Source organism: Sphingomonas kyeonggiensis, assembly GCF_014204495.1.
Taxonomy (GTDB): Bacteria; Pseudomonadota; Alphaproteobacteria; order Sphingomonadales; family Sphingomonadaceae; genus Sphingomonas; species Sphingomonas kyeonggiensis_A.
The window spans coordinates 153069-172197 of record NZ_JACHLN010000004.1 but is presented as its reverse complement, the minus strand read 5'-3'; the positions used below and the strand labels follow the sequence as shown (position 1 = coordinate 172197).

18 protein-coding genes are annotated in these 19129 nt (G+C 66.3%); 9 read left to right on the top strand and 9 right to left on the bottom strand.

Annotation, left to right across the window (positions count from 1 at the left end):
• Positions 1 to 195: 195 nt before the first annotated feature.
• The 4 genes from HNP52_RS19750 to HNP52_RS19735 form a co-directional block, all read right to left on the bottom strand.
• Positions 196 to 1020: a hypothetical protein gene (locus tag HNP52_RS19750; protein ID WP_184169623.1), complete on the bottom strand. Its 825-nt coding sequence runs from the start codon at positions 1018 to 1020 to the stop codon at positions 196 to 198.
• 169 nt (positions 1021 to 1189) lie between these two features.
• Entirely contained in the window at positions 1190 to 1780 is a 591-nt protein-coding gene (locus HNP52_RS19745; RefSeq protein ID WP_184169620.1) for a hypothetical protein, read from the bottom strand.
• Positions 1781 to 2038: 258 nt separating this feature from the next.
• A complete protein-coding gene (locus HNP52_RS19740) occupies positions 2039 to 3103 on the bottom strand; it encodes a sensor histidine kinase (RefSeq protein WP_184169617.1) in 1065 nt (354 codons plus the stop codon).
• Positions 3104 to 3182: 79 nt separating this feature from the next.
• On the bottom strand, positions 3183 to 3950 hold the full coding sequence (locus tag HNP52_RS19735) for a LytTR family DNA-binding domain-containing protein (RefSeq protein ID WP_260396276.1): 768 nt from the start codon (positions 3948 to 3950) through the stop codon (positions 3183 to 3185).
• A gap of 228 nt (positions 3951 to 4178) precedes the next feature.
• Here HNP52_RS19735 and HNP52_RS19730 point away from each other — a divergent pair, with 228 nt between their 5' ends.
• The 8 genes from HNP52_RS19730 (at position 4179) to HNP52_RS19695 (ending at position 16423) form a co-directional block, all read left to right on the top strand.
• A complete protein-coding gene (locus HNP52_RS19730; RefSeq protein ID WP_184169611.1) occupies positions 4179 to 11309 on the top strand; it encodes an autotransporter outer membrane beta-barrel domain-containing protein in 7131 nt (2376 codons plus the stop codon).
• A 79-nt stretch (positions 11310 to 11388) separates the two neighbouring features.
• Entirely contained in the window at positions 11389 to 11934 is a 546-nt protein-coding gene (locus HNP52_RS19725; RefSeq protein ID WP_184169608.1) for a hypothetical protein, read from the top strand.
• Positions 11935 to 12004: 70 nt separating this feature from the next.
• A complete protein-coding gene (locus HNP52_RS19720) occupies positions 12005 to 13234 on the top strand; it encodes a HEAT repeat domain-containing protein (protein WP_184169605.1) in 1230 nt (409 codons plus the stop codon).
• Between the two features lie 94 nt (positions 13235 to 13328).
• Positions 13329 to 14507, top strand: coding sequence for a winged helix-turn-helix domain-containing protein (locus HNP52_RS19715; protein WP_184169602.1), 1179 nt, complete (start codon positions 13329 to 13331; stop codon positions 14505 to 14507).
• A complete protein-coding gene (locus HNP52_RS19710) occupies positions 14504 to 15076 on the top strand; it encodes a DNA-3-methyladenine glycosylase I (RefSeq protein WP_184169599.1) in 573 nt (190 codons plus the stop codon). Before HNP52_RS19715 ends, HNP52_RS19710 begins: the two co-directional genes overlap by 4 nt.
• Positions 15077 to 15132: 56 nt before the next feature.
• Positions 15133 to 15765, top strand: a complete 633-nt coding sequence (locus HNP52_RS19705; RefSeq protein WP_184169597.1) for a hypothetical protein — start codon at positions 15133 to 15135, stop codon at positions 15763 to 15765.
• Complete coding sequence (locus HNP52_RS19700; protein ID WP_184169594.1) at positions 15762 to 16016, top strand: CBU_0592 family membrane protein; 255 nt, start codon at positions 15762 to 15764, stop codon at positions 16014 to 16016. Before HNP52_RS19705 ends, HNP52_RS19700 begins: the two co-directional genes overlap by 4 nt.
• Positions 16013 to 16423: a GNAT family acetyltransferase gene (locus tag HNP52_RS19695; protein ID WP_184169590.1), complete on the top strand. Its 411-nt coding sequence runs from the start codon at positions 16013 to 16015 to the stop codon at positions 16421 to 16423. Before HNP52_RS19700 ends, HNP52_RS19695 begins: the two co-directional genes overlap by 4 nt.
• Positions 16424 to 16611: 188 nt before the next feature.
• Here the strand turns inward: HNP52_RS19695 and HNP52_RS19690 are convergent, their stop codons facing one another.
• Complete coding sequence (locus HNP52_RS19690; protein WP_184169588.1) at positions 16612 to 17022, bottom strand: DUF1801 domain-containing protein; 411 nt, start codon at positions 17020 to 17022, stop codon at positions 16612 to 16614.
• A gap of 70 nt (positions 17023 to 17092) precedes the next feature.
• Here HNP52_RS19690 and HNP52_RS19685 point away from each other — a divergent pair, with 70 nt between their 5' ends.
• A complete protein-coding gene (locus HNP52_RS19685; RefSeq protein ID WP_184169585.1) occupies positions 17093 to 17440 on the top strand; it encodes an ArsC family reductase in 348 nt (115 codons plus the stop codon).
• A gap of 56 nt (positions 17441 to 17496) precedes the next feature.
• Here the strand turns inward: HNP52_RS19685 and HNP52_RS19680 are convergent, their stop codons facing one another.
• The 4 genes from HNP52_RS19680 to HNP52_RS19665 all read right to left on the bottom strand — a co-directional run bounded on the left by HNP52_RS19680 (position 17497) and on the right by HNP52_RS19665 (position 19075).
• Positions 17497 to 17943, bottom strand: a complete 447-nt coding sequence (locus HNP52_RS19680) for a surface-adhesin E family protein (RefSeq protein WP_184169583.1) — start codon at positions 17941 to 17943, stop codon at positions 17497 to 17499.
• Between the two features lie 88 nt (positions 17944 to 18031).
• A complete protein-coding gene (locus HNP52_RS19675) occupies positions 18032 to 18244 on the bottom strand; it encodes a helix-turn-helix transcriptional regulator (protein ID WP_184169580.1) in 213 nt (70 codons plus the stop codon).
• A complete protein-coding gene (locus HNP52_RS19670; RefSeq protein WP_184169577.1) occupies positions 18237 to 18656 on the bottom strand; it encodes a hypothetical protein in 420 nt (139 codons plus the stop codon). The genes HNP52_RS19675 and HNP52_RS19670 overlap by 8 nt, the downstream gene beginning before the upstream one ends.
• 2 nt (positions 18657 to 18658) lie before the next feature.
• Complete coding sequence (locus HNP52_RS19665; RefSeq protein WP_184169574.1) at positions 18659 to 19075, bottom strand: hypothetical protein; 417 nt, start codon at positions 19073 to 19075, stop codon at positions 18659 to 18661.
• Positions 19076 to 19129: the final 54 nt, after the last annotated feature.

The window sequence follows — 19129 nt, the reverse complement described above, 5'->3', positions numbered from 1 at the left end:
TTTTCGTGCCGTGACGTGCCTGGCGGCGCTAGGCTGTATCGACATTCAGTTGTTTGAGTTCCCCGGCGGAGGCCGGAGCCCAGGCTCGACGAAGCATCGATGGCGCGGGAGCCTCTCGAACGACATTGCAACTGGGCCCCGGCCTTCGCCAGGGAACTTCCAAACCAGCTATCCTATCCTGAATGTCGATGCGCCCTAGCGGATCTGCTCCATGCGGCGGACGATCGCGTTCCAATCGGCCATGAAACCGGCGGCAGCGACCCGGGCGTCTCCCTTTGTGGGAGCTTCCCGGTCGCCAACGCCACTGGACGGGTAGAACCAGAGCAGTTGAAGATCGCCGGCCGGCCGGCTGGTGTCGAAGAACTTGGGATTGAGTGCGTTCCCGTTCCGGCCGGGCACCAGAAGCTGGCGGTTCGATCTGACGACAAGTCCGGCATAGCCCACGAGCACCTGCTGGATCTTGATACCGTCATATTCGCCGACGATCTGCACGCGGTCCCAGCTCTGGTCGTGCAAGGGGGCATTGTACCAGATCATCAGCGAGGAACCCTCGCCGGGGGTCGCATAGCGGCCATCGACCATCTTCGTCTTGGGATTGGAGAGATTGATCGGATAGGCGGCGATCCGCAGCGAACCCTGTACCTGTCCACTCGTACCACGACTGATGTTGATGTCCGCCCTGATGCTGGCGCCGCGGATGTCGCGGAGCGGCGTCTGGGCAAGAAGGATGTCCAAGGCGGCCTTGAGCTTGCGTTCGACGACACCGGCATCGGCCTTGGACACATTGCCATGAACATACACGCCCGGCGTCCTCGTGATCTGGCCGGGCGCGCGCTCGTTGGGCGTATCTCCCATCGCCTTTTCGCCCGACGCCTCCCAGAAGCGCACCAGCCGCATATAGGGCAGGACTAGGCCATCGTTCAGCCGGATCGTCGCGCGGGCCGCCTGCGCGATGGCCGGTCCCGGCTGGGCGAGCGCAATGGCCGCCACGGCGGCGGTCAGGCCTTTCTTGAACATCATTCGTGTCTCCCTGCTGCGCCGACGCCTTGTTGCGCGGCATGCGGGGGAAGCGGATCACCGCCGCAAATCCGCGGTAAGTCCGCCTGCGACGAAGAGGTCGATCGATGAGATTTCGAGGGGCAGGAGAAGGGGATCGTTCCGACTGCAATGGCCAGGCGCAGAACCGACGTCAGAGGTATTTTGCGGGATCATCCCTTACGCCGAGCGTCTCCCATTCCTTGCGGATCAGGTCGAGCACCGCCCTGTCGATTTTCCGCCCTGTGGACACGCTGCCCAATGCTGCCGCTGCCATGCTTGCCTGGGGCAGTGGCTTGCCGTCGAACATTGCGATCACCTTGCGGATTTCCGGGTGATCGACGATTGGCCCGAGCCGGAACGGCTGATGGGCGACGCTCGAATCACGCGTGGGATTCATGCAGATCAGGTACATCGGGATGTAGGTCGTCCGGCCCGGACGGACCTCCACCGTTCCCTTCTGAAGGATGATGCCGTTCTGGGTCGACATATTGTCGGGGATGAACGTGAGCCCGGCCGGGATGGTCACGGTGATGGATCCCGGCGTGCCGATTCCGCTATGGGGATTGGTGTTGCGGAACATGAGGCAGAGCGAGACATTGCCCCCGGTTCCGCGCGGTGGGCTGCGATATTTCTCGCCCTGGTTCCTGCAGTGCTCGAGATCCATCGGATCGAGCCCTTCCGCGGTCACGACGATTCCGGGCGGCAGGCTCCATGTCGCGCCTTGCGGCATCGCCTTCGACATGTTCCATCCCGGAAGGTCGTTGGGGCCCGCCTGGGCCGGGATTGCCGCGCAGAACGCGATGGCAAGCGTCAGGGGGCGGATGGCTGCCGGAGCGGCTGGAATTCTCAGGGGCAATGTCGGTCTCGTCTCGCTGCGACGCGCTGCCGTATCGGCGGGCGCTTCGTTGGATCATCGGCGCGACAGAACCGCATCTGGTCCCCCGCGTGCGAGATCGATTGAGACGAAACCGACGGGTGCTGAGACGGAGCTGGTTGCCGCTCAGGCGGCGGCGAAGGGCAGCCGGATCGTCGCGCGATAGGCGTCCGTTCCCGCCTCGTGCGACAGGGCAGCCGCGGCGCCATAGCGCATCTCCAGCCGCGAACGGATGTTCTTCAGGCCGATCCCCCCGGGGCGGGCAGCGGCCTTCTGCTCGGCGCCGTCTCCGCAGCTGTTCAGCACGTCGATGATCACGTCGTCGCCTTCCCGTCGGGCGGCGATGGCGATACGGACGGTTTCGCTGGACCTGGTCACGCCATGCTTGATCGCGTTTTCCACCAGCGGCTGGATGATGAAGCCCGGCACCAACGCGTCGACCGCCTCGTCGGAGCAATCGATCTCGACCGCGAGCCGATCGCCGAACCGGGCGCCCTCCACCTCGAGATAGCTGTCGACGATGCCGAGCTCTTCGCCGAGCGGCACTTCCGCTTCCTGCTCCGACGCTGCGGCGCGCAGGAAGTCGGAGAGCTTGCGGGTCACCTGGTCGGCGTCCGCATAGCGCTGTGTCATCAGCAGCGCCGAAACCGTATTGAGCGAGTTCGACATGAAATGCGGGTTGAGCTGCAGCCGCAGCCTCTCAAGCTCGGCGGTCGCGGCGCGCGCCTCGCTTCGCGCCAGCCGGCTCTCCTGCGAGCGGCTCTCCTCGAGCGAATCCAGAATCCAGAAAATCGCCAGATTGCACGCATAGATGCACAGGTAGATCAGCGTGGTCAGCAGGATGTTGCGCAGGCTGAGCTTGGGCGGTGTCGAATCGTTGAAGATCCATTCCAGGAGATATTGGCCGCCGAAATCGGCACTCGTCTGGAGCAGCGCGCAGGCGATCGTGCCGGAGGCGGCGAGCGCTACCTTCGCCGAAAGCGATAGCGACCGCGCTTTCTGGAAAACGAGGTAGAGAAGGGCCGCGAAGATCAGTCCCGTTGCCGTGCCGCTGATCAGCGACAGGCCATCGTGCAGATTGCTGACATTGCCCGAGACGATCGCGGCGGGCGCAACGAAGCTCAGCATCGCCAGCCACAGTACGAGCGTGAGCTTGGCCTCGGCGGTGCCGCGGCGTCTCCGCGATTTCAATTCGCTGGTTTCCTGCATGTCGATGCCGCTTTCCTCGCGCGTGGTTCAGTGCATTCGGATGAATGGGTGAGGCCAATCCCTAGTCGGCGGATTGCTGGGCTTCGCTGGGGCGGCGTGGGGGCGGCAGGAGTTCGCCGTTCGGATCGAGGGCCTGCGCGACGCGGCTGGCATAGCTGGCGCCGACTTCGAGAATGGCGCCGTCGTCGGTCTCGACACGAGAAATCCGCCGCCCTGACCTTTCCACGCGCACGACGATATCGGGCCGTACGAAAAGCGAGCGCTGGATCCGCAGCAACTGGCGCGAATCGAGTTTCTGCTCGAGGTCGCGCATCGTCGTCCGGATGATGTGCGTATGGGTGTCCGTGTAGAGCAGCGCATAGTCCCGCGCCGCTTCGATGCGCCGGATATCGCTGATGCTGACGCGCACGCCGCCGTGGCGCGAAGGCACCCATATCGTGTCCTGTCCGGCCGCCGTCGACGGATGCGCACCGGTACGTTGCTGCAGCCGTCGGCGGGCGCGGCGCAACGTTTCGCGCAGCCGGTCGGGCCGGACGGGCTTCAGCAGATAGTCCACTGCCTCGAGGTTGAAGGCCTCCGCCGCGAAATCGCTGAACGCGGTCACGAAAATGACCTCGACCTTCGATGTCGCTATCAGTCGGCGGGCAACCTCGATGCCGCTGCGGCCTGGCATCTCGATGTCGAGAAACACGAGATCGGGCCGCAACTGGCTGACTGCCGCGAACGCCGCGTCGCCGTCCGCAGCGGTCCCCACCACAGTCACGTCGTCCATTTCGGCGAGTTGCATGCTCAACAGCATCGTGGCCTTCGGCTCGTCGTCGACCAGCAATACCCTGAACTTCATACTCAGCCCCACCAGCGCAACGCACAGATAAGCTCGACCTTGGCTGGAATCCGGAGCGAATCCAAGCATTGCGATGCTTGGGCCGGTCAAACGGCCACTATGCGTTCGCAAGCATTCGTCGCGGCGATCGAGCTTCTTGATCGCAAAAGCTCCTGCCGCGTTCCCAGCCGCGCCGCATCCGGCTCCTCGAACTCCAAAATCGAGGATTGTCTTGTGCAGTATAAGTCTTCGCGTCCGCTTCCCCGACTTCTCAAGCGCTCCGTCCTGCTCGGCGGCGCGGCGACCCTATCGCTGGCATTTGCCCATACGGCGCGGGCGCAGGACGTGGTGCATGCACAGGAAGGCACGAATCACGGCGACATCGTCGTAACCGGCGAAAGCGGCCGGCTCATCGTCGACATCAGCCGCGTCGATGCGAACGGCAACCTCAACCTCGGGCAGAACGGCGCCAACGGGCCGATCGCCACCAGCGTCACCGCGAGCGGGGGACGGAACTCGCTCTGGCTCGCCGCCAGCAGCACCGGCACATTCAACCTGATCGATCCGGAGGTCGCCCAGTTCGAAGGCCCGACCGCGATCGGCAGTGCCCCTCCGATGGGCGGCATCGTCTACGAGGCGCTGGGCGCGGGCACGATTCTCACCCTGCGGCCGCCGGTCGTCCAGGGGCAGGGGATCGAGCGCACCAAGGCCGTGCGCGTGGCCGGCAATGGCCGGATCAACATCGAGACCGACGTCAACGTCGTCGATGACCCCGCCATCACGGTCGACGAGGGCGGCACCGCCGCTATCGGTAATCCCGACGCCGGGCGCCTGAATCTCGTGCTGTCGCACCGGGTTCAGGGCGGTACGACGGGCACGGTCGTCGACGTCTATCACGCCGATCGCCTGGAGCTGCTCGACGGGGCCGAGGTCGTGACGATCCGCGGCACCGGCATCGTGGGCGGGCCGGGCACCGAGATCGTCATCAACGACGGCGCGGAAGTCCGGGACGTCGACACCGGCAACAACCCCGCGGCGATCACCCTGGTGCGCGCGGACGGAGGCGTCGTGCGCAACGCGGGCAGCATCCGCGAAGTCGGCGATCCGGATGCCTCGGAAACCGCCGGCACGTTGGCGAGCGGCGTCGACCTTGAAGATGCCCGGCTGGAGAACGCTGCGACGGGACAGATCACCACGCACGGGAATGCGCTGCGCCTCCTTGATGGCAGGTCGGAGGTGATCAACCACGGCCTGATCCAGAGCGATCTGAGTGCCGCGATCGTCGCGGACTATGACGCCGGCGCCCAGGCATCGCTCGTGCGCAACGGCGCGACGGGCGTCATCCAGGCTATCGAAGTGGTGAACGGCCGGCCGACCGGCGAGTTCGGAACCGCATATGCGGATATCGGCGGCGTCGAGGACCGCATCGTCAACGCCGGCCAGATCAATGGCGACATCCTCTTCGCCGGTGGCACGGACGCCTATCTGGGTTCGGTAGTCAATGGTGCGGTCACCGGCCGGGTCAACGGCCTGGTCGACGGCGGGGCTGGCAACCAGGATGCGTTCGGCCGCTCCTACTCGGCCGATGGCAGCTTCGCGCTGGCGGATGCGGACATCGCCGACCTGGCGGGGGTTCGCATCGGGTTCGAGCGACACGGGGTGGAAGCGCTGGGCCTGGACACCGACGTCCTGCTGACTTCGGGTGCGACGCTCGCGCGTGGGGTGACCCTGTTCGGCGACGGCACGATCGTCAACGAGGCCGACATCCGTGTCGGTGTGGCGCCCGGCGGGCAGAGCAACAGCATCAACCATATGTTCACGACGCAGGGCGGTGCTGCGCTGCGTTTCATCAATCGCGGCCGGGGCGAGGCGACCAACGGCTTCGCGTTCCAGTCGATCGACGGCAATCTCCTGAGTTTCGAGAACGCGGCCGGTGCCGAGCTGGTCGCGCGCACCGCGTCCGGTGGCGGCATCGTGACGGAGATCAACACGCGCGCCTCGTCGCAGCCGTTCCGCTTCAGCAATGGCGGCACGATCACGCATTCGGGATCCGGCCTTGGCGTACTGCTGCGGATCGAAGGCGACTATCCCGAAGGCACCGTCGATCCCGCCCTGCTGGTCTTTGCGAACAGCGGCACGATCAGCGGGCGGGAAGGCGTTTATGTCGATACCCCGGACGGCGCGATCGACCTGACGAATTCCGGCACGGTGCGCGCAACGGGCAGGGGCTTCGCGGCCGACGGCAACAGCATCAGGCTCGATAATAGCGGCATCATCGAGAGCATCGGAGGCAGCGACACGGCCGTAAGGCTGGGCAGCCATGTTTCCAGCAATTTCATCAACGCCGGAACCGTGCGAGCCAATGTCGGCGGGAGCGTGGGCGCCTCAAGCATCAACGCGTCTGCAGCGCTCGATTTCAGCGGGAGTGCTTCCGCTACGAACCTTCAGGGTGGAACGATCGAGGCGACCGGGCAGAATTCGGTTGCGATCTTCGCGGACGGCGAGTCCTTCGATTTCAGGAACCAGGGAGTGGTGCAAGGCGGTGCCGGCATCGCCAGCGGCCCGGTCAACATATCCGGGGTGTTCGCGACCGGCGACGGCGCGGCCGGGGCGATCCAGACATCCGATTCCGTCGATACGATCGTCAATGAAGGGACCGGCCTGATCGTCGGCGATATCGACCTGAACTCCTATGACGATCGCTTCGAGGCGCGCGGCAGCTCCAGGCTGACCGGCAATCTCCGCCTCGGCGAAGGTGCCGACACCGTGCTCCTCGCCGGCGGCACGATCACGGGCGCGGTCGCGGGCGGGGCCGATGACGACACGATCGCGGTCGATCTCTCGGTCGCCGAGCAGACGATCAGCGCCGATCAGTTCAGTGGGTTCGAGAATATCGTCCGCGCGGCCGATGGCAGCGGGATCGTCAATGTGGTCGGCGCCTTCGATGCCGCGTCGCTCGACATTCGCGGGGTCACGCTGCGCGTGCGACAGGGGACGACCGTCCGCACTGCCGGCGACCGCACCTTCGACGGCTCGAGCGAGGCCGAGCGGCTGATCGTCGACGGCGTGATCAACGACAGTGTCCGGCTGGGTGCCGGTGACGACCGCGTGGAAATGGGCAACGCCGGCGGTATCGGCGGCGATCTCGATCTCGGCGCGGGGAACGACACGCTGATGCTGGGCACCGGTAGCACGGTCGGCGCCACGCTTGACGGTGGCGAGGATGCCAACGGCCAGGACAATGACATCATCGGCTTCGAGCTGACCCAGGACATGGCCTCAGCTCCGGCAATCATCGCCGATGCGATCAATTTCGAGACGATCCAGGTGTCGGGCGACCACAAGCTGACGCTCGGGCTGGGGCAGAGCTATCGGGCGATCTCGCTGATCAACGGCGCCGACCTCGACCTCACCATCGCCGACGGCGTGACCCTTGGCGGCATCCGGGGCGACGGGACCAGCCAGAATGTGACGATCACCGGCGACCTGACTGGCGGCGTCTCGCTGGGCGGCGGCAGCGATACCCTGACGATGCACGGCTTCGAGGGCAGGTTGAGTAGCGTGCTTGACGGCGGCGAAGACGCCAATGGCCTCGACAACGATACGCTCAACCTCAACATCGTCGGTACCACTACCTTCGGCAACGGTGCCTCGGGCTTCGAGACGATCAATGTCGACGGCACCGCTCGGCTGGTCATCGACGGCGATTTCGCGGCGGGCCAGACGCTCAATTTCGGGGCTGGCGACAATCATCTCGAGATCGCCCCGGGCGCGACGTTCGGCGGCACCGTCAACGGCGGCGCGGGCAGCGATGTCATCACGATCGGGACGAACGCACCCGACAGCCGCACGCTGGTCTCGGCACAGATCAACGACTTCGAGATGCTCGACGTGGGGGGCGACGGCACGCTGGCGCTGACCGGCGGCGCCTACCGCTTCACAGGCGGCGTGAACGTGGTCGAGGGCGGCAATCTCGAGCTCGGCGCGAACACGCATCTGACCTCGAACGTCACCTTCTCTGATGCACATGACGATCGCCTGACATTGAGCAGCGGTTCGCGGATCACCGGCACGGTGAACGCGGGCGAAGGCGCGGGCGACCGCGACGTGCTGGCGTTCCAGCAGGCGGCGGGGCAGGTCAGCCGGCTGGGTGATTTCGGCCTGTCCGGGCTGAGCGGCTTCGAACAGATGGCGGTGCTGGGATCGGGCGAGTTCCATGTCGATCGGGACCTGGCGGCGTTCGACACGGTCGTGCTCGAGGGCGGCAACCTCGTCGTCGATGCGGGCAGGACGCTCACCGGCGACGTGCTCGGCCGCGACATCGCCGATCCCGGCGCGGCTGCCGGCGACGACAGCGTCACGGTAGCAGGCTTGATCATCGGCGACGTGCGGCTCGGTGGCGGCAACGACACGGTCGACAATCGCGGGCGGATCGATGGCAATGTCGATCTCGGTGCCGGCGATGACCGCTACATCGCCCGCGACGGCGGTGTGGTCACCGGCACGATCGACGGGGGTACCGGCGACAATACCTTCATCTTCCGCCTCGGCGGCGCGAACGGCTCGATCCCCGGCAATGTCGCCAACTTCAATTCGATCGGCGTCTATGGCGCCGGCACGCTGGAGATCGCGCTCGCCCCGGCGCAGCGCTACGAGAATTTCGAGCTGCTCGAAGGCGCCAACCTCACCATCACGGAGGATCGGGGCGGATCGATCGGCACGATCATCGGCGACGACAGCGCGCAGACCGTGACGATCGGCGCCACGCTGACCAGTGGCGTCAACCTCAACGGTGGCAACGACACGCTCAACCTCACGCTGAATGGCCTGCTCTCGGGAGCGCTCGATGGCGGCGAGAATGCCGATGGCAGTGCCGATAGCGACACACTGAACCTCACGCTGGCCGGCGCCTCGACGATCAACGGGATGCAAGGCTTCGAGACGGTCAACGTCACCGGCACCGCGGCGCTGACCATGGCCGGCACGATCGGCGTCGATCAATCGATCAACTTCCTCGGCACCGGGAACAATCACCTGATCCTCGCCGCCTCCTCGACGCTGAACGGCGTGGTCGATGGCGGTGCCGGCACCGACCTGCTCGAGATCGAGACCGGCGGTGCGAGCCAGCGGACGGTGGTGCAGGCGCAGATCCGGAATTTCGAGGATCTGGTAGCCAATGGCAGCGGCACGCTGGTGCTGCTGGGCGGCAATTACGGCTTCAACAGCGTGACCGGAAACGGCAACCTGACGCTCGGCGCCGGCGTGATCCTGACCGCGGATGCCGGCGTGACGTTCGGCGGCGGCAACAATCGGCTGACCATCTCTTCGGGCGCGGGCATCCGGGGTGCGGTCCATGCCGGGGACGGCATCGACACGCTGGCGCTCGGCCAGGCCGAAGGCTTCACCCGCGCGCTGAGCACGCTCGACGTCACGGGCTTCGATATTCTCGAAACCACTGGCGCGGGCACGCTGCGCATCGATCGCAATGCCCGATTCGTTTCGGTCAGCCTCAATGGCGGCACCACGATCGTCACCGCGGGAACCACGCTCGCCGGCAACGTGACCGGCGGCGCGAATGCGGACATTCTCGAAGTGTTCGGCAGCGTGACGGGCAATGTCGATCTCGCTGGCGGCGATGACCGGCTCGTGATCAGCTCGCTGGCCGGGATCAGCGGTTCGGTGCGCGGCGGCGCGGGGACCGACGCGGTGATCTTCGACAGCGACGCGACCTATGCGGCGCCGATCACGGTCGCCGGCGGGCTGTTCGACGGCTTCGAGAATCTTGGCGTGCGTCGCGGTGTCGTCAGCCTCACCGGCACCTCCGCCTGGACCGAAATCAACGTTACCGGCGGTCGCCTGATCGGCCAGGCCGGATCGATCCTGACCGCCGACCGCGTGAACGTGGCTGCCGGCGCGACCTTCGGCTCGGCGGGTATCGTCAACGCCGATATCGATGTGGCGGGCACGCTTTCGCCGGGCGCTTCGCCGGGAACGATGACGGTCAATGGCGATGTCACGATGCGCGCGGGATCGAATCTGCTGATCGAGCTGACGCCGAATGCAGGCCGGGACCTGCTCGACGTCAACGGCACGCTGACGATCGCCAACGGCGCGGCGATGGACATCACCGGTGCGCTCGGCAACCTGCCGGGCTCGGTGCTCGACATCGTCGTGGCCGACGCGATCACCGGCCGCTTCACGACGATCAACAAGTCCGCCAGCGTGTTCGGCTTCGTCGTCCAGAACGGCAATCGCATCCAGATCCGCAGCGAGTTCAACAATGACGACGACTATCCGGCCAATGTCCGGGCGAGTGTCGCCTATTCGAACCAGGTGCTGCGCGACGGCTATGGCGTGCAGGCCTATACCGCCGCGCTCAACGTCCTCACCGACGCCAGTGGCGCGATCAACCAGCGTGCCTTCGCCCAGCTCACGCCCGAGGCTTATGGCTCGGCGATGCAGATCGGCGTCGAGAACGGGCTCCAGCTGGCCGATGCCAGCCGCGCGTTGCGGTTGACCGCGCCCGCGGCAAACGGCCTGTACGGTTTCGCCCAGGCACTGATCGGCGATAGCGACATCGCCGGCAACGCGGCTACCGGTGCGAGCCCGGCCGATCTGCGCGCCCGCGGATTCATGGGTGGCGCCGGCTATGGCATGGGAGAAGGCAAACTGCGCATCGGCGCGTTCGTCGGCCGCAGCGACATCGACCAGACGCTCGCCGCGCTCGGTGCACGGACCGATGCCCAGGGCTTTTTCGGCGGTATCTTCGCGGATGCGGCGATCGGCCGCCTCGGCGTCCATGCGATGGTCTCGTACAGCGACCTCGGCGCGAAGACGCGGCGCAGCCTTCTGGTCTCGTCCACGGCGCCCGGCAGCGAGTATCGCCTGAGGAGCTGGGTCGCGGACCTTGGCGTCGACTATACCGTCAGCCTCGGCGGGCTCGACGTGACGCCGAAGCTCGGCCTCACCCATGTCGGCACGCGCCGAAGCGATCTGGTCGAGCAGGGCGGGGGTGCTTTCGCGTTGGCGGTCGAGGGGGGGCGCAACACCGCATGGTTCGCCGATGCAGGGGTGGCCCTGTCGGGCAAGGCGGAGGTCGGCGGCATCGGCATCCGACCCTATGCCGAGCTCGGCGTCCGGCGGATGCTGAGCGACAGCGCCATCCTGGTCGCCGGCAGCTATGACGGAGCCCCCAGCGCGCCGATCCTCGTCAACGGCGCGGAGCGCGACCGCATGGCCGGCCGCTACGGCCTCGGCCTCGGCATCGATGCCAGCGACAATGTCCGGTTCCGGATCGGCTACACGGGCGAGTTCAACGACACGCGGCGGAGCTCCCTCACCGCCGGTGCCACCATCCGGTTCTAACCGGATGCGGGCGGGCACGGGGCGAAGCGTTCAGGCCCCGTGCTCGCCTGCCTTCCACAGCCAGGGGCAGGAATTCCGCATGAAATCATGGGACAAGCAGTTGTTCTGGGCGGCCGTATCGGCCCTCATGCTTACCACGGGCAATGTCGCCTCCGCGGGGTCGGCAAGCCAGGCCGCGGCCGGCTTCACCGGGCGCTGGAGCCAACGCTCTTCCGCGACCGAGACCGTCCTCACCTCCAGATTGAAGCTGGTGCCGCGGTCCGGCGGTGTGGGCATGGATACCCGCTCGGTGACGGAATATGCGCCGGTCCGGGTCGATCGATCGATGACGCTCGAGGTCCGGCCCGACGGCAGCTACCTATGGGCCATCCAGCTTCGGAAGCCGCATGGTCAAGGGTGCTTCATGACCACGCGGCAGGAGAAGAAAGGGCGACTCTCCGCCTCGGGCGACAAGGTCAGCTTCAGCACCTCGGGCGGCACCCAGAGCGCCACCAACAGCTGCACGGGCCGCACGGATACGGCGCCGGCGCCGGCGATGTCGGAGACCTACACCTTCAGCCGCACCGGCAACGCCCTGCGGTTGCGCGGGACGGGCGGCGTCGACTGGACGTTCACGGGAGGCTGATCGCAGCGAGCCGTTCGCCGGGATCGGGCTCCATTCGAGTGCCATCCCGCACAATTGGAGGGGGGACGTAGTGACGGTCGATCTCGTGGATGCCCTGATCGAGGATCTCAGGGCTGCCGACACCAGGGCAAGAGACAGCATCGACACGAGCCGGCTCGGCGCGCCGGCCCCGCCGACATGCTTCGCCTTCGCGATCGAGGACCTTGAGGAACGCGGCATGCCGGACGCCAGCTGGCCGGTCTGGGGTTCGCTGTCGACGCTCCTCCTGTCGATCGCGTCCTTGCCCCATCGCGGCGATTATGCCGGGCTGATCCGGACGCTTGCGGTCCATGCCGGGCGCCAGGACAGGAACGCCGCGGGCCTTGTCGCGCAGCTCCTGCTCCAGTTCGTCGAACCCGGCGATGATTGGCTGATCCCGATGGCGGCGGAATCCCTGGCCTCGGTCAGGACCGGCCAGCCGCTTCTCGAGCCGAGTCTCGCAATCGCGGCGCTGGGCATGATCGGTGGGCCGGGCGTCCCCGAACTGTTGCTGCCGCTCGCCGCCAGGACGAGCAACGCCCTGGCTCCCGACGCGATATGCGCCTTGGCCAGTGCCGGCATTGGCGAGGTCCGCGAGGCGTTGCTGACGCACCTCGAGAAGAAGCCGCGGGTACAGCTCATGGAAGCCGCGGGGCAGCTTCGGGTGCCGGAAGCGCTGCCCTTCCTGCTGGAGATCGCCGCCCCCCAGTCGCTGCTGCGCAAGCGGTACACGCCCGAGACGGGGCCGCTGTGGATCCCGGCGACCGTCAAGGCGCTGGTGCGGACCGGCGGCGCTGCGGCGGTCGAGCCATTGCGGCAGCTCTTCGCCTGCCTTGAGGACGATGACGACGACAAGCTCGTCGTGGCGGTATCGCTCGCCGAGCTTGGAGACGCCGCGGCGGTGGCCCATGTCGAAACCAGTATCGCCCGCTGGATAGACGGGCCGGTATTCTTCGGCATCGAGCCGTTGGGCGCGAAATGGGAAGCGGCCAAGTTCCTGGCCGGTCGAGGCGACGACAGGGGCAGGTTGTTGATGGAGCGCTGGTACGGATATCACGACAGGCACAGCGAATTCTCGCGGTTCATGCGCGGCCCGGCCGATCGCTGGAGGTACCTCCAGAATCTGGGCTATGACGGCGACACTTCCCACAGGCCGTTCCTGTCCTGGGTCGAGGCAACCGATCTGCAGCCGAGCGAGAAGGGCTGGGCAATCGGCTGGGAGGCAACCCGCGCCTTGCGACGTATCGCGGTGCGGGAGACGAGAAAATATTTTCCCGATTGAAATCATGCAGATGGCTTTGACTCAATACCATTGAACGGGACTGGAAACCCGCTAAAGTACTCGTTATGTTCCGCGAGTGCCGGGAGGGGAAACAGTGACGAGCCTATCGTTGAAGCAGGCGCGTCGCATCTTCCTCGCGGCCCAGGGGTTCGGCGCGCGCCATCCGGAAACGGTCGGCGCGCCGCACCTCCGCCGGACGGTCGAGCGGCTGGGGCTCCACCAGATCGACAGCGTCAACGTGCTGGCGCGGATGCATTATCTGCCCGCCTTCTCCCGGCTCGGCAGCTATGATCGCATGCTGCTCGAGCGCGATGCCTGGGGCCCGAAGCGCAGCCGCCGGCTGTTTGAATATTGGGCGCACGAAGCCTCGCTGCTGCCGATCGACCTCCACCCCCATTTCCGCTGGCGCATGGCCCGGGCCGAGCGGGGCGAGATCGGCTGGCGTCATCTCCGCCTGTTCGCGCAGGAGCGCAATCATGAGGCGAAGGCGGTGCTCGACCGCATCGCCGCGGAAGGACCGCTGGCCGCTTCCGATTTCGAGAATGGCAGCAGCAAGAGCGGCTGGTGGGAGTGGAGCGAGGCCAAGCTCGCGCTCGAATGGCTGTTCTGGTCCGGCCAGATCACCACGGCGACGCGGCGCGGCAGCTTCGAGCGCGTCTATGACCTGAGCGAGCGGGTGATCCCCCGCGCGGTCTTCGATCTGCCCACGCCCGACGCCGCCACCGCCCAGCGCGCGCTGATCGAACGCAGCGCCCGCGCGCTGGGCGTCGCCACCGCGACCGACCTGCGCGACTATTTCCGCTTGAAGCCGGAGGAAGCCAACCACGCCATCCCCGAGCTGGAGGAGGAAGGCGTGCTGGTCCCGGTGGCGGTGCAGGGCTGGAGCCAGAAGGCTTGGCTCCACCGCGATGCGAAGCTGCCCCGCCGGGTGCGCGGCGATGCGCTGCTCGCGCCCTTCGATCCACTGATCTGGGAACGAAGCCGTACGGAGCGGCTGTTCGGCTTCCGTTACCGGATCGAGATCTACGTCCCCGCCGACAAGCGCACCCACGGCTATTTCGTGCTGCCCTTCCTGCAGGACGAGGCGCTGACCGCGCGCGTCGATCTCAAGGCCGATCGCCAGGCCGGGCGGCTGCTCGCCCATCGGATCACGCTGGAGCCGGATGCGCCGCCCGACACGCCCGAGCGGCTGGCGGTCGAGCTGGCGCGCATGGCCGGCTGGCTCGGGCTCGGCGAGGTGCGCATCGGAGAGACCATCAGGGGAAACCAATGACCGACGAACCGCAGCGCTGCGCCTGGGCGGCCGGCGATCCGCTCAATCGCATTTATCACGATGCCGAATGGGGCGTGCCCGTCCGCGATTCGCGCGAGCTGTGGGAAACGCTGATGCTGGAAGGCTTCCAGGCCGGGCTCGCCTGGATCGTCATCCTGCGCAAGCGCGAGGCGTTCCGCGAAGCCTTTGCCGGCTTCGATCCGGTGAAGGTCGCCGCCTTCGGCCCCGGGGATGTCGAGCGGCTGATGGCCAATCCCGGCATCGTCCGCGCCCGCGCCAAGATCGAGGCGACGATCAAGGGCGCGCGGATCTGGTGCGAGATGCGTGATCGCGGCGAGGATTTCGCCGAGTTCTGCTGGGCGTTCGTGGACGGCAAGCCGATCCAGCGCCCCGGCCATGGCTTCGTTGCCACCACCCCATTGTCCGAAGAAATCTCGAAGGAACTGAAGCGCCGCGGCTTCAAGTTCGTGGGCCCGACGATCGTCTATGCCTGGATGCAGGCGGTCGGCTTGGTCAACGATCATCAGCTCGGCTGTTTTCGCCGCGAACCCGTCGCCGCGCTTGCCTGAAATCATTGCGGGCGACCGGCGATAATGGGACAATGGCCATGTATCGGGATGGGGGAATGACGATGACGATCAAGCTGCTGCCGGCCGCGCTCACCGCGCTGGGGCTGCTCGCCGCCTGCTCGCCCGAGGCGGAGAAGCCCGTCGCCAACAAGGTGACGGCGAACGAGGCCGAGATCATCGTTCCCTCCGCGCCGCCCGAGGTGAATATCGCCAATGCCAGCGAGGAAGCGGCGGGGGTGGGTCTCAATCTCGCGCCGGACGAGCTGACCCTGGTCCTGCCCAACGGCTCTTCGCGCCATGTCGGCTTCGGCATGGCCAAGGCGGAAGCGGTGAAGATGATCAGCGCCGCGCTCGGCAGCCCCATCGAGGAAGCCGTCAACCAGGATTGCGGTGCCGGGGCGCTGGGCTATGCCGCCTTCCGCAACGGCCTGTCGCTCTATTTCGAAGAGGGCAAGTTCGCCGGCTGGGACCTGGACGGGCGCGAGAACGGCAAGTTCACCACCGGCAATGGCATCGGCATCGGCACTACCCGCAAGGAGCTCGAAGCGTCCGGCAGCGCAGTCGATGTCGGCGAGACTTCGATCGGCAACGAATTCATGATGGGCGGGCTTTCCGGCCTGCTCAGCACCCCCGCGCCCGATGGCAAGGTCACCAATCTCTGGGCCGGCACGACCTGTATCGCGCGATGACCGTCGAGCGGGTGCTGATCGAGGTCGTCGGCTGGACCGGCGCCGGGCTGATCCTCGTGGCCTATCTGCTGCTCTCCTCGGGCAAGGTGACCGGCCAGTCGCGCCTCTATCAATGGATGAACGTGGCCGGTGCGGCTTGCTTCATCGTCAACAGCGGCTGGAACGGCGCGATTCCCTCGGCCGCGCTCAACGTGGTGTGGCTGCTGATCGGCGGCGTGACGTTGTGGCGCATCGCCCGGAAGCCGGCATGATCCGCGAAGCTCTGATCGCGGATGCCGGGGCGGTGATCGCGCTGTGGCATGCCTGCGGGCTCACCCGGCCCTGGAACGATCCCGCGCAGGATTTCGCCCGTGCGCTGGCCGGGGAGACCTCGACCGTGCTGCTCGCGGAAGGCGAGGGCGGGGTGGCCGGCAGCGTGATGATCGGCGACGATGGCCATCGCGGCTGGGTCTATTATCTCGCCGTGGCGGAAAGCGCCCGCCGCACCGGCCTCGGCCGGCAGCTGATGGCGGCGGCGGAAGACTGGCTGCGCGCCCGCGGCTGCCCCAAGATCCAGCTGATGGTGCGCGACACCAATGCCGAGGCGCTGGGCTTTTATGCCGCGCTGGGGCTGGAGCCGCAGGGCGTGGTGACGTTGGGGCGGTTCCTGAAGGACTGACCGCCTTTCCAATTCCCCTCCCTGCAAGGGAGGGGTTAGGGGTGGGTTAGAAAAGGTCGGGCTCGATGCCCGACCTTTTCTGTTTACGGCGGCCGGCTCGCTGAGCGCCCTTGGAAGCGCAGGGGCGCAACCCACCCCCGGCCCCTCCCTTGCAGGGAGGGGAGTAGAAAGGGCATGGGTCTAGATGCCTACAACTTCTCCCCCGGCAACACACTTGCCTGCCGAAACCAGTCCGCCAGCTGCGCCGTATCAATCGCATCCTCCTCGCGGATGTCGAGGTACCGCACATCCTGCTGCTTCGACGCCCCCGGCGGCACCGGATCGAGCGAGGTCCCCCGGAAGAAGGTCAGCTTCACATAACGGTCGAAGCAATGGAACGACAGGAACCAGCCCTCCTGGTCCGCCGCGCCATAGAAGGGTGAATTCCATTTCACTGCCTTGCGCACCCCGGGCAGGGTGGCCGTCACCAGGGTATCGACCGCCCGTCCGATGCGCTGCTTCCAGCCCGGCATCGCGGCGAGATAGGCCTGCACCGGCGCATCGCCTTCGCCCTTGGGGATCTGCGGGTTGCCGCCCGCCAGCAGCTTTACGTCGCGCATGCCGTACCTCCGCTTGTGCTCCTCGGTCCAGGCAATATGGGGATATCAGACCCGATCAGGAAAGCGCGCAATGACCATCACCATGTACGGCATCAAGAATTGCGACACGATCAAGAAGGCGCGGACCTGGCTCGACGAGCATGGCATCCCCTTCGCCTTTCACGACTACAAGACGCAGGGCGTGGATGCCGCGCGGCTGGCGCGCTGGAGCGGGATGGTCGGCTGGGAAGTGCTGCTCAACCGGGCCGGCACCACCTTCCGCAAGCTGCCCGATGCCGATCGCGAGGGGATCGACGCGGCCAGGGCGACGGCGCTGATGCTGGCCCAGCCTTCGATGATCAAGCGGCCGGTGCTCGAATATCCGGGCGGCGTGCTGGTCGGCTTCAAGCCGGAGATCTACGCGCGGACATTGCTGTAAGGGCAGACGTGCACCGTAAAACGGCTCCCCGGCGAAAGCCGGGGAACAGCCGAGGCTCAAAAGCCCTTGCGGAACTTCTCCAGCACCCAGATTTCCGGATTGGCGACCACCGGCGAGAAATAGTCGCCGCGGCCGCACACCGTGGTGAGCATGGTAAGCAGCACGGTGCCCGGCTTGGCGAGCGTCGGGTCGCTCGGGCCCGCCTCGGTGTCGAGATAGGTGCCGCGCACGTAGAAGCTGCTGTCGCGCATGAACGAGGTCATCGCCGAGCAGTCGGCCTGGCGGGTGAGCATCGAGCGGTCGAAGTCACGCGTCGGGCTGGTCGTCTCGTAGATGGTCTGCTGCTTGAACGTCACGATGTTGCCGTTGCGGCGCACCGAATCGACGTCGACGAAATAGGCCATTTGCGGGGCCTGGTTCGAATAGGCGGCGAGGCGCCAGCTCTGGGCCGAGGCCGCGTGCGGTGTGATGAGCGCGGCAAGCGCGAGCAGTGCGAGACGCATCCTGATTCCCCCCAATCTGGTGGCAACCACGCTAGCGTGGTTGCCGATCCGTGCAAGTGCCGGCTCTGCCAAAATGGGTAGTTACGGCTTATTCTTCCCAGCTGAATACTTCCTCCAATGGCTTGCCGAATACCTGGGCAATGCGGAATGCTGCCTCGAGCGTCGGCGAATATTTGCCCTGTTCGATCGCTGCCACGGTCTGGCGGGTAAGGCCGATCCTGTCGCCCAGCTCGGCCTGGGTCATCTCGCCGGCGAGGAAGCGCAGCGTGCGGACCTGGTTGACGACGCGTCCCTTAGCCATGCCAGCCCCTCCGATAGCTCATGAGGACCAGGACCAGGCTCACCGCCTGCGCGATGACGAGTGCGAGCAGGGTGGTGTTGACGATCTTGGGCGCCGGTTCGGTGAAGGGCATCACCACGCCGACCAGGATCGTGCCGGCCATCAGCACATAGAAGCCGGCCGAGGCGCCGCGCCGGGCGATCGCCTTGTCGCGCTCATCGGCGCGGCGCGCGGTCGGCTCGGTCTGGATGGCGAGGACGATGCTGCCGATGATCACCGCCACTGCCTGCAGCCCGGCGATGATGCCGAAGGCCCAGAGGATGTCGAACAGCGTGGGTTGCGTGTCCCTGAGCGCCATCATCGGGAAGTAGATGCCGTACGCCACGATCATGCAGATCAGCGTCAGCCAGGCGGTCTTCTCGCGATAGGCCATGCTCAATACCCCCGGCGATAGCCGGCGATCTGCGCGGCATAGTGGACGATCTCGGCGATCACGATCGCGCCCATGATCCCATAGGCCATGCCGATCTTGCTGACCCCGAAGTGCATGCTCGCCGCGACGCAGAGGACCAGGGTCAGCAGCACCGGATAGGCGAAGGCATAGGAGCGCCGTGCGATGTCGCGGTCGCGCTCGTCGCTGCCCGCGCTGGCGTCGCGGGGGGCAAGCGCGGCGGTGACGATGCTCGCCGCCACCACCAGGATCGTCTGGACGATCACCGCGCCGACAAAGCCCGTGACATAGACCATGCCGTGCAGCTGCCAGCCGGTCGCCAGCCCGAAGCCGAAATAGCCGCCCCACACCAGGATCGTGGTGACCACCGAGATCCAGGCGATCTTTTCCTTGAATGGCATTCTTCACCTCAAGTTCGAATCACATGACCTTATGTTAGAAATATCTAACATTGA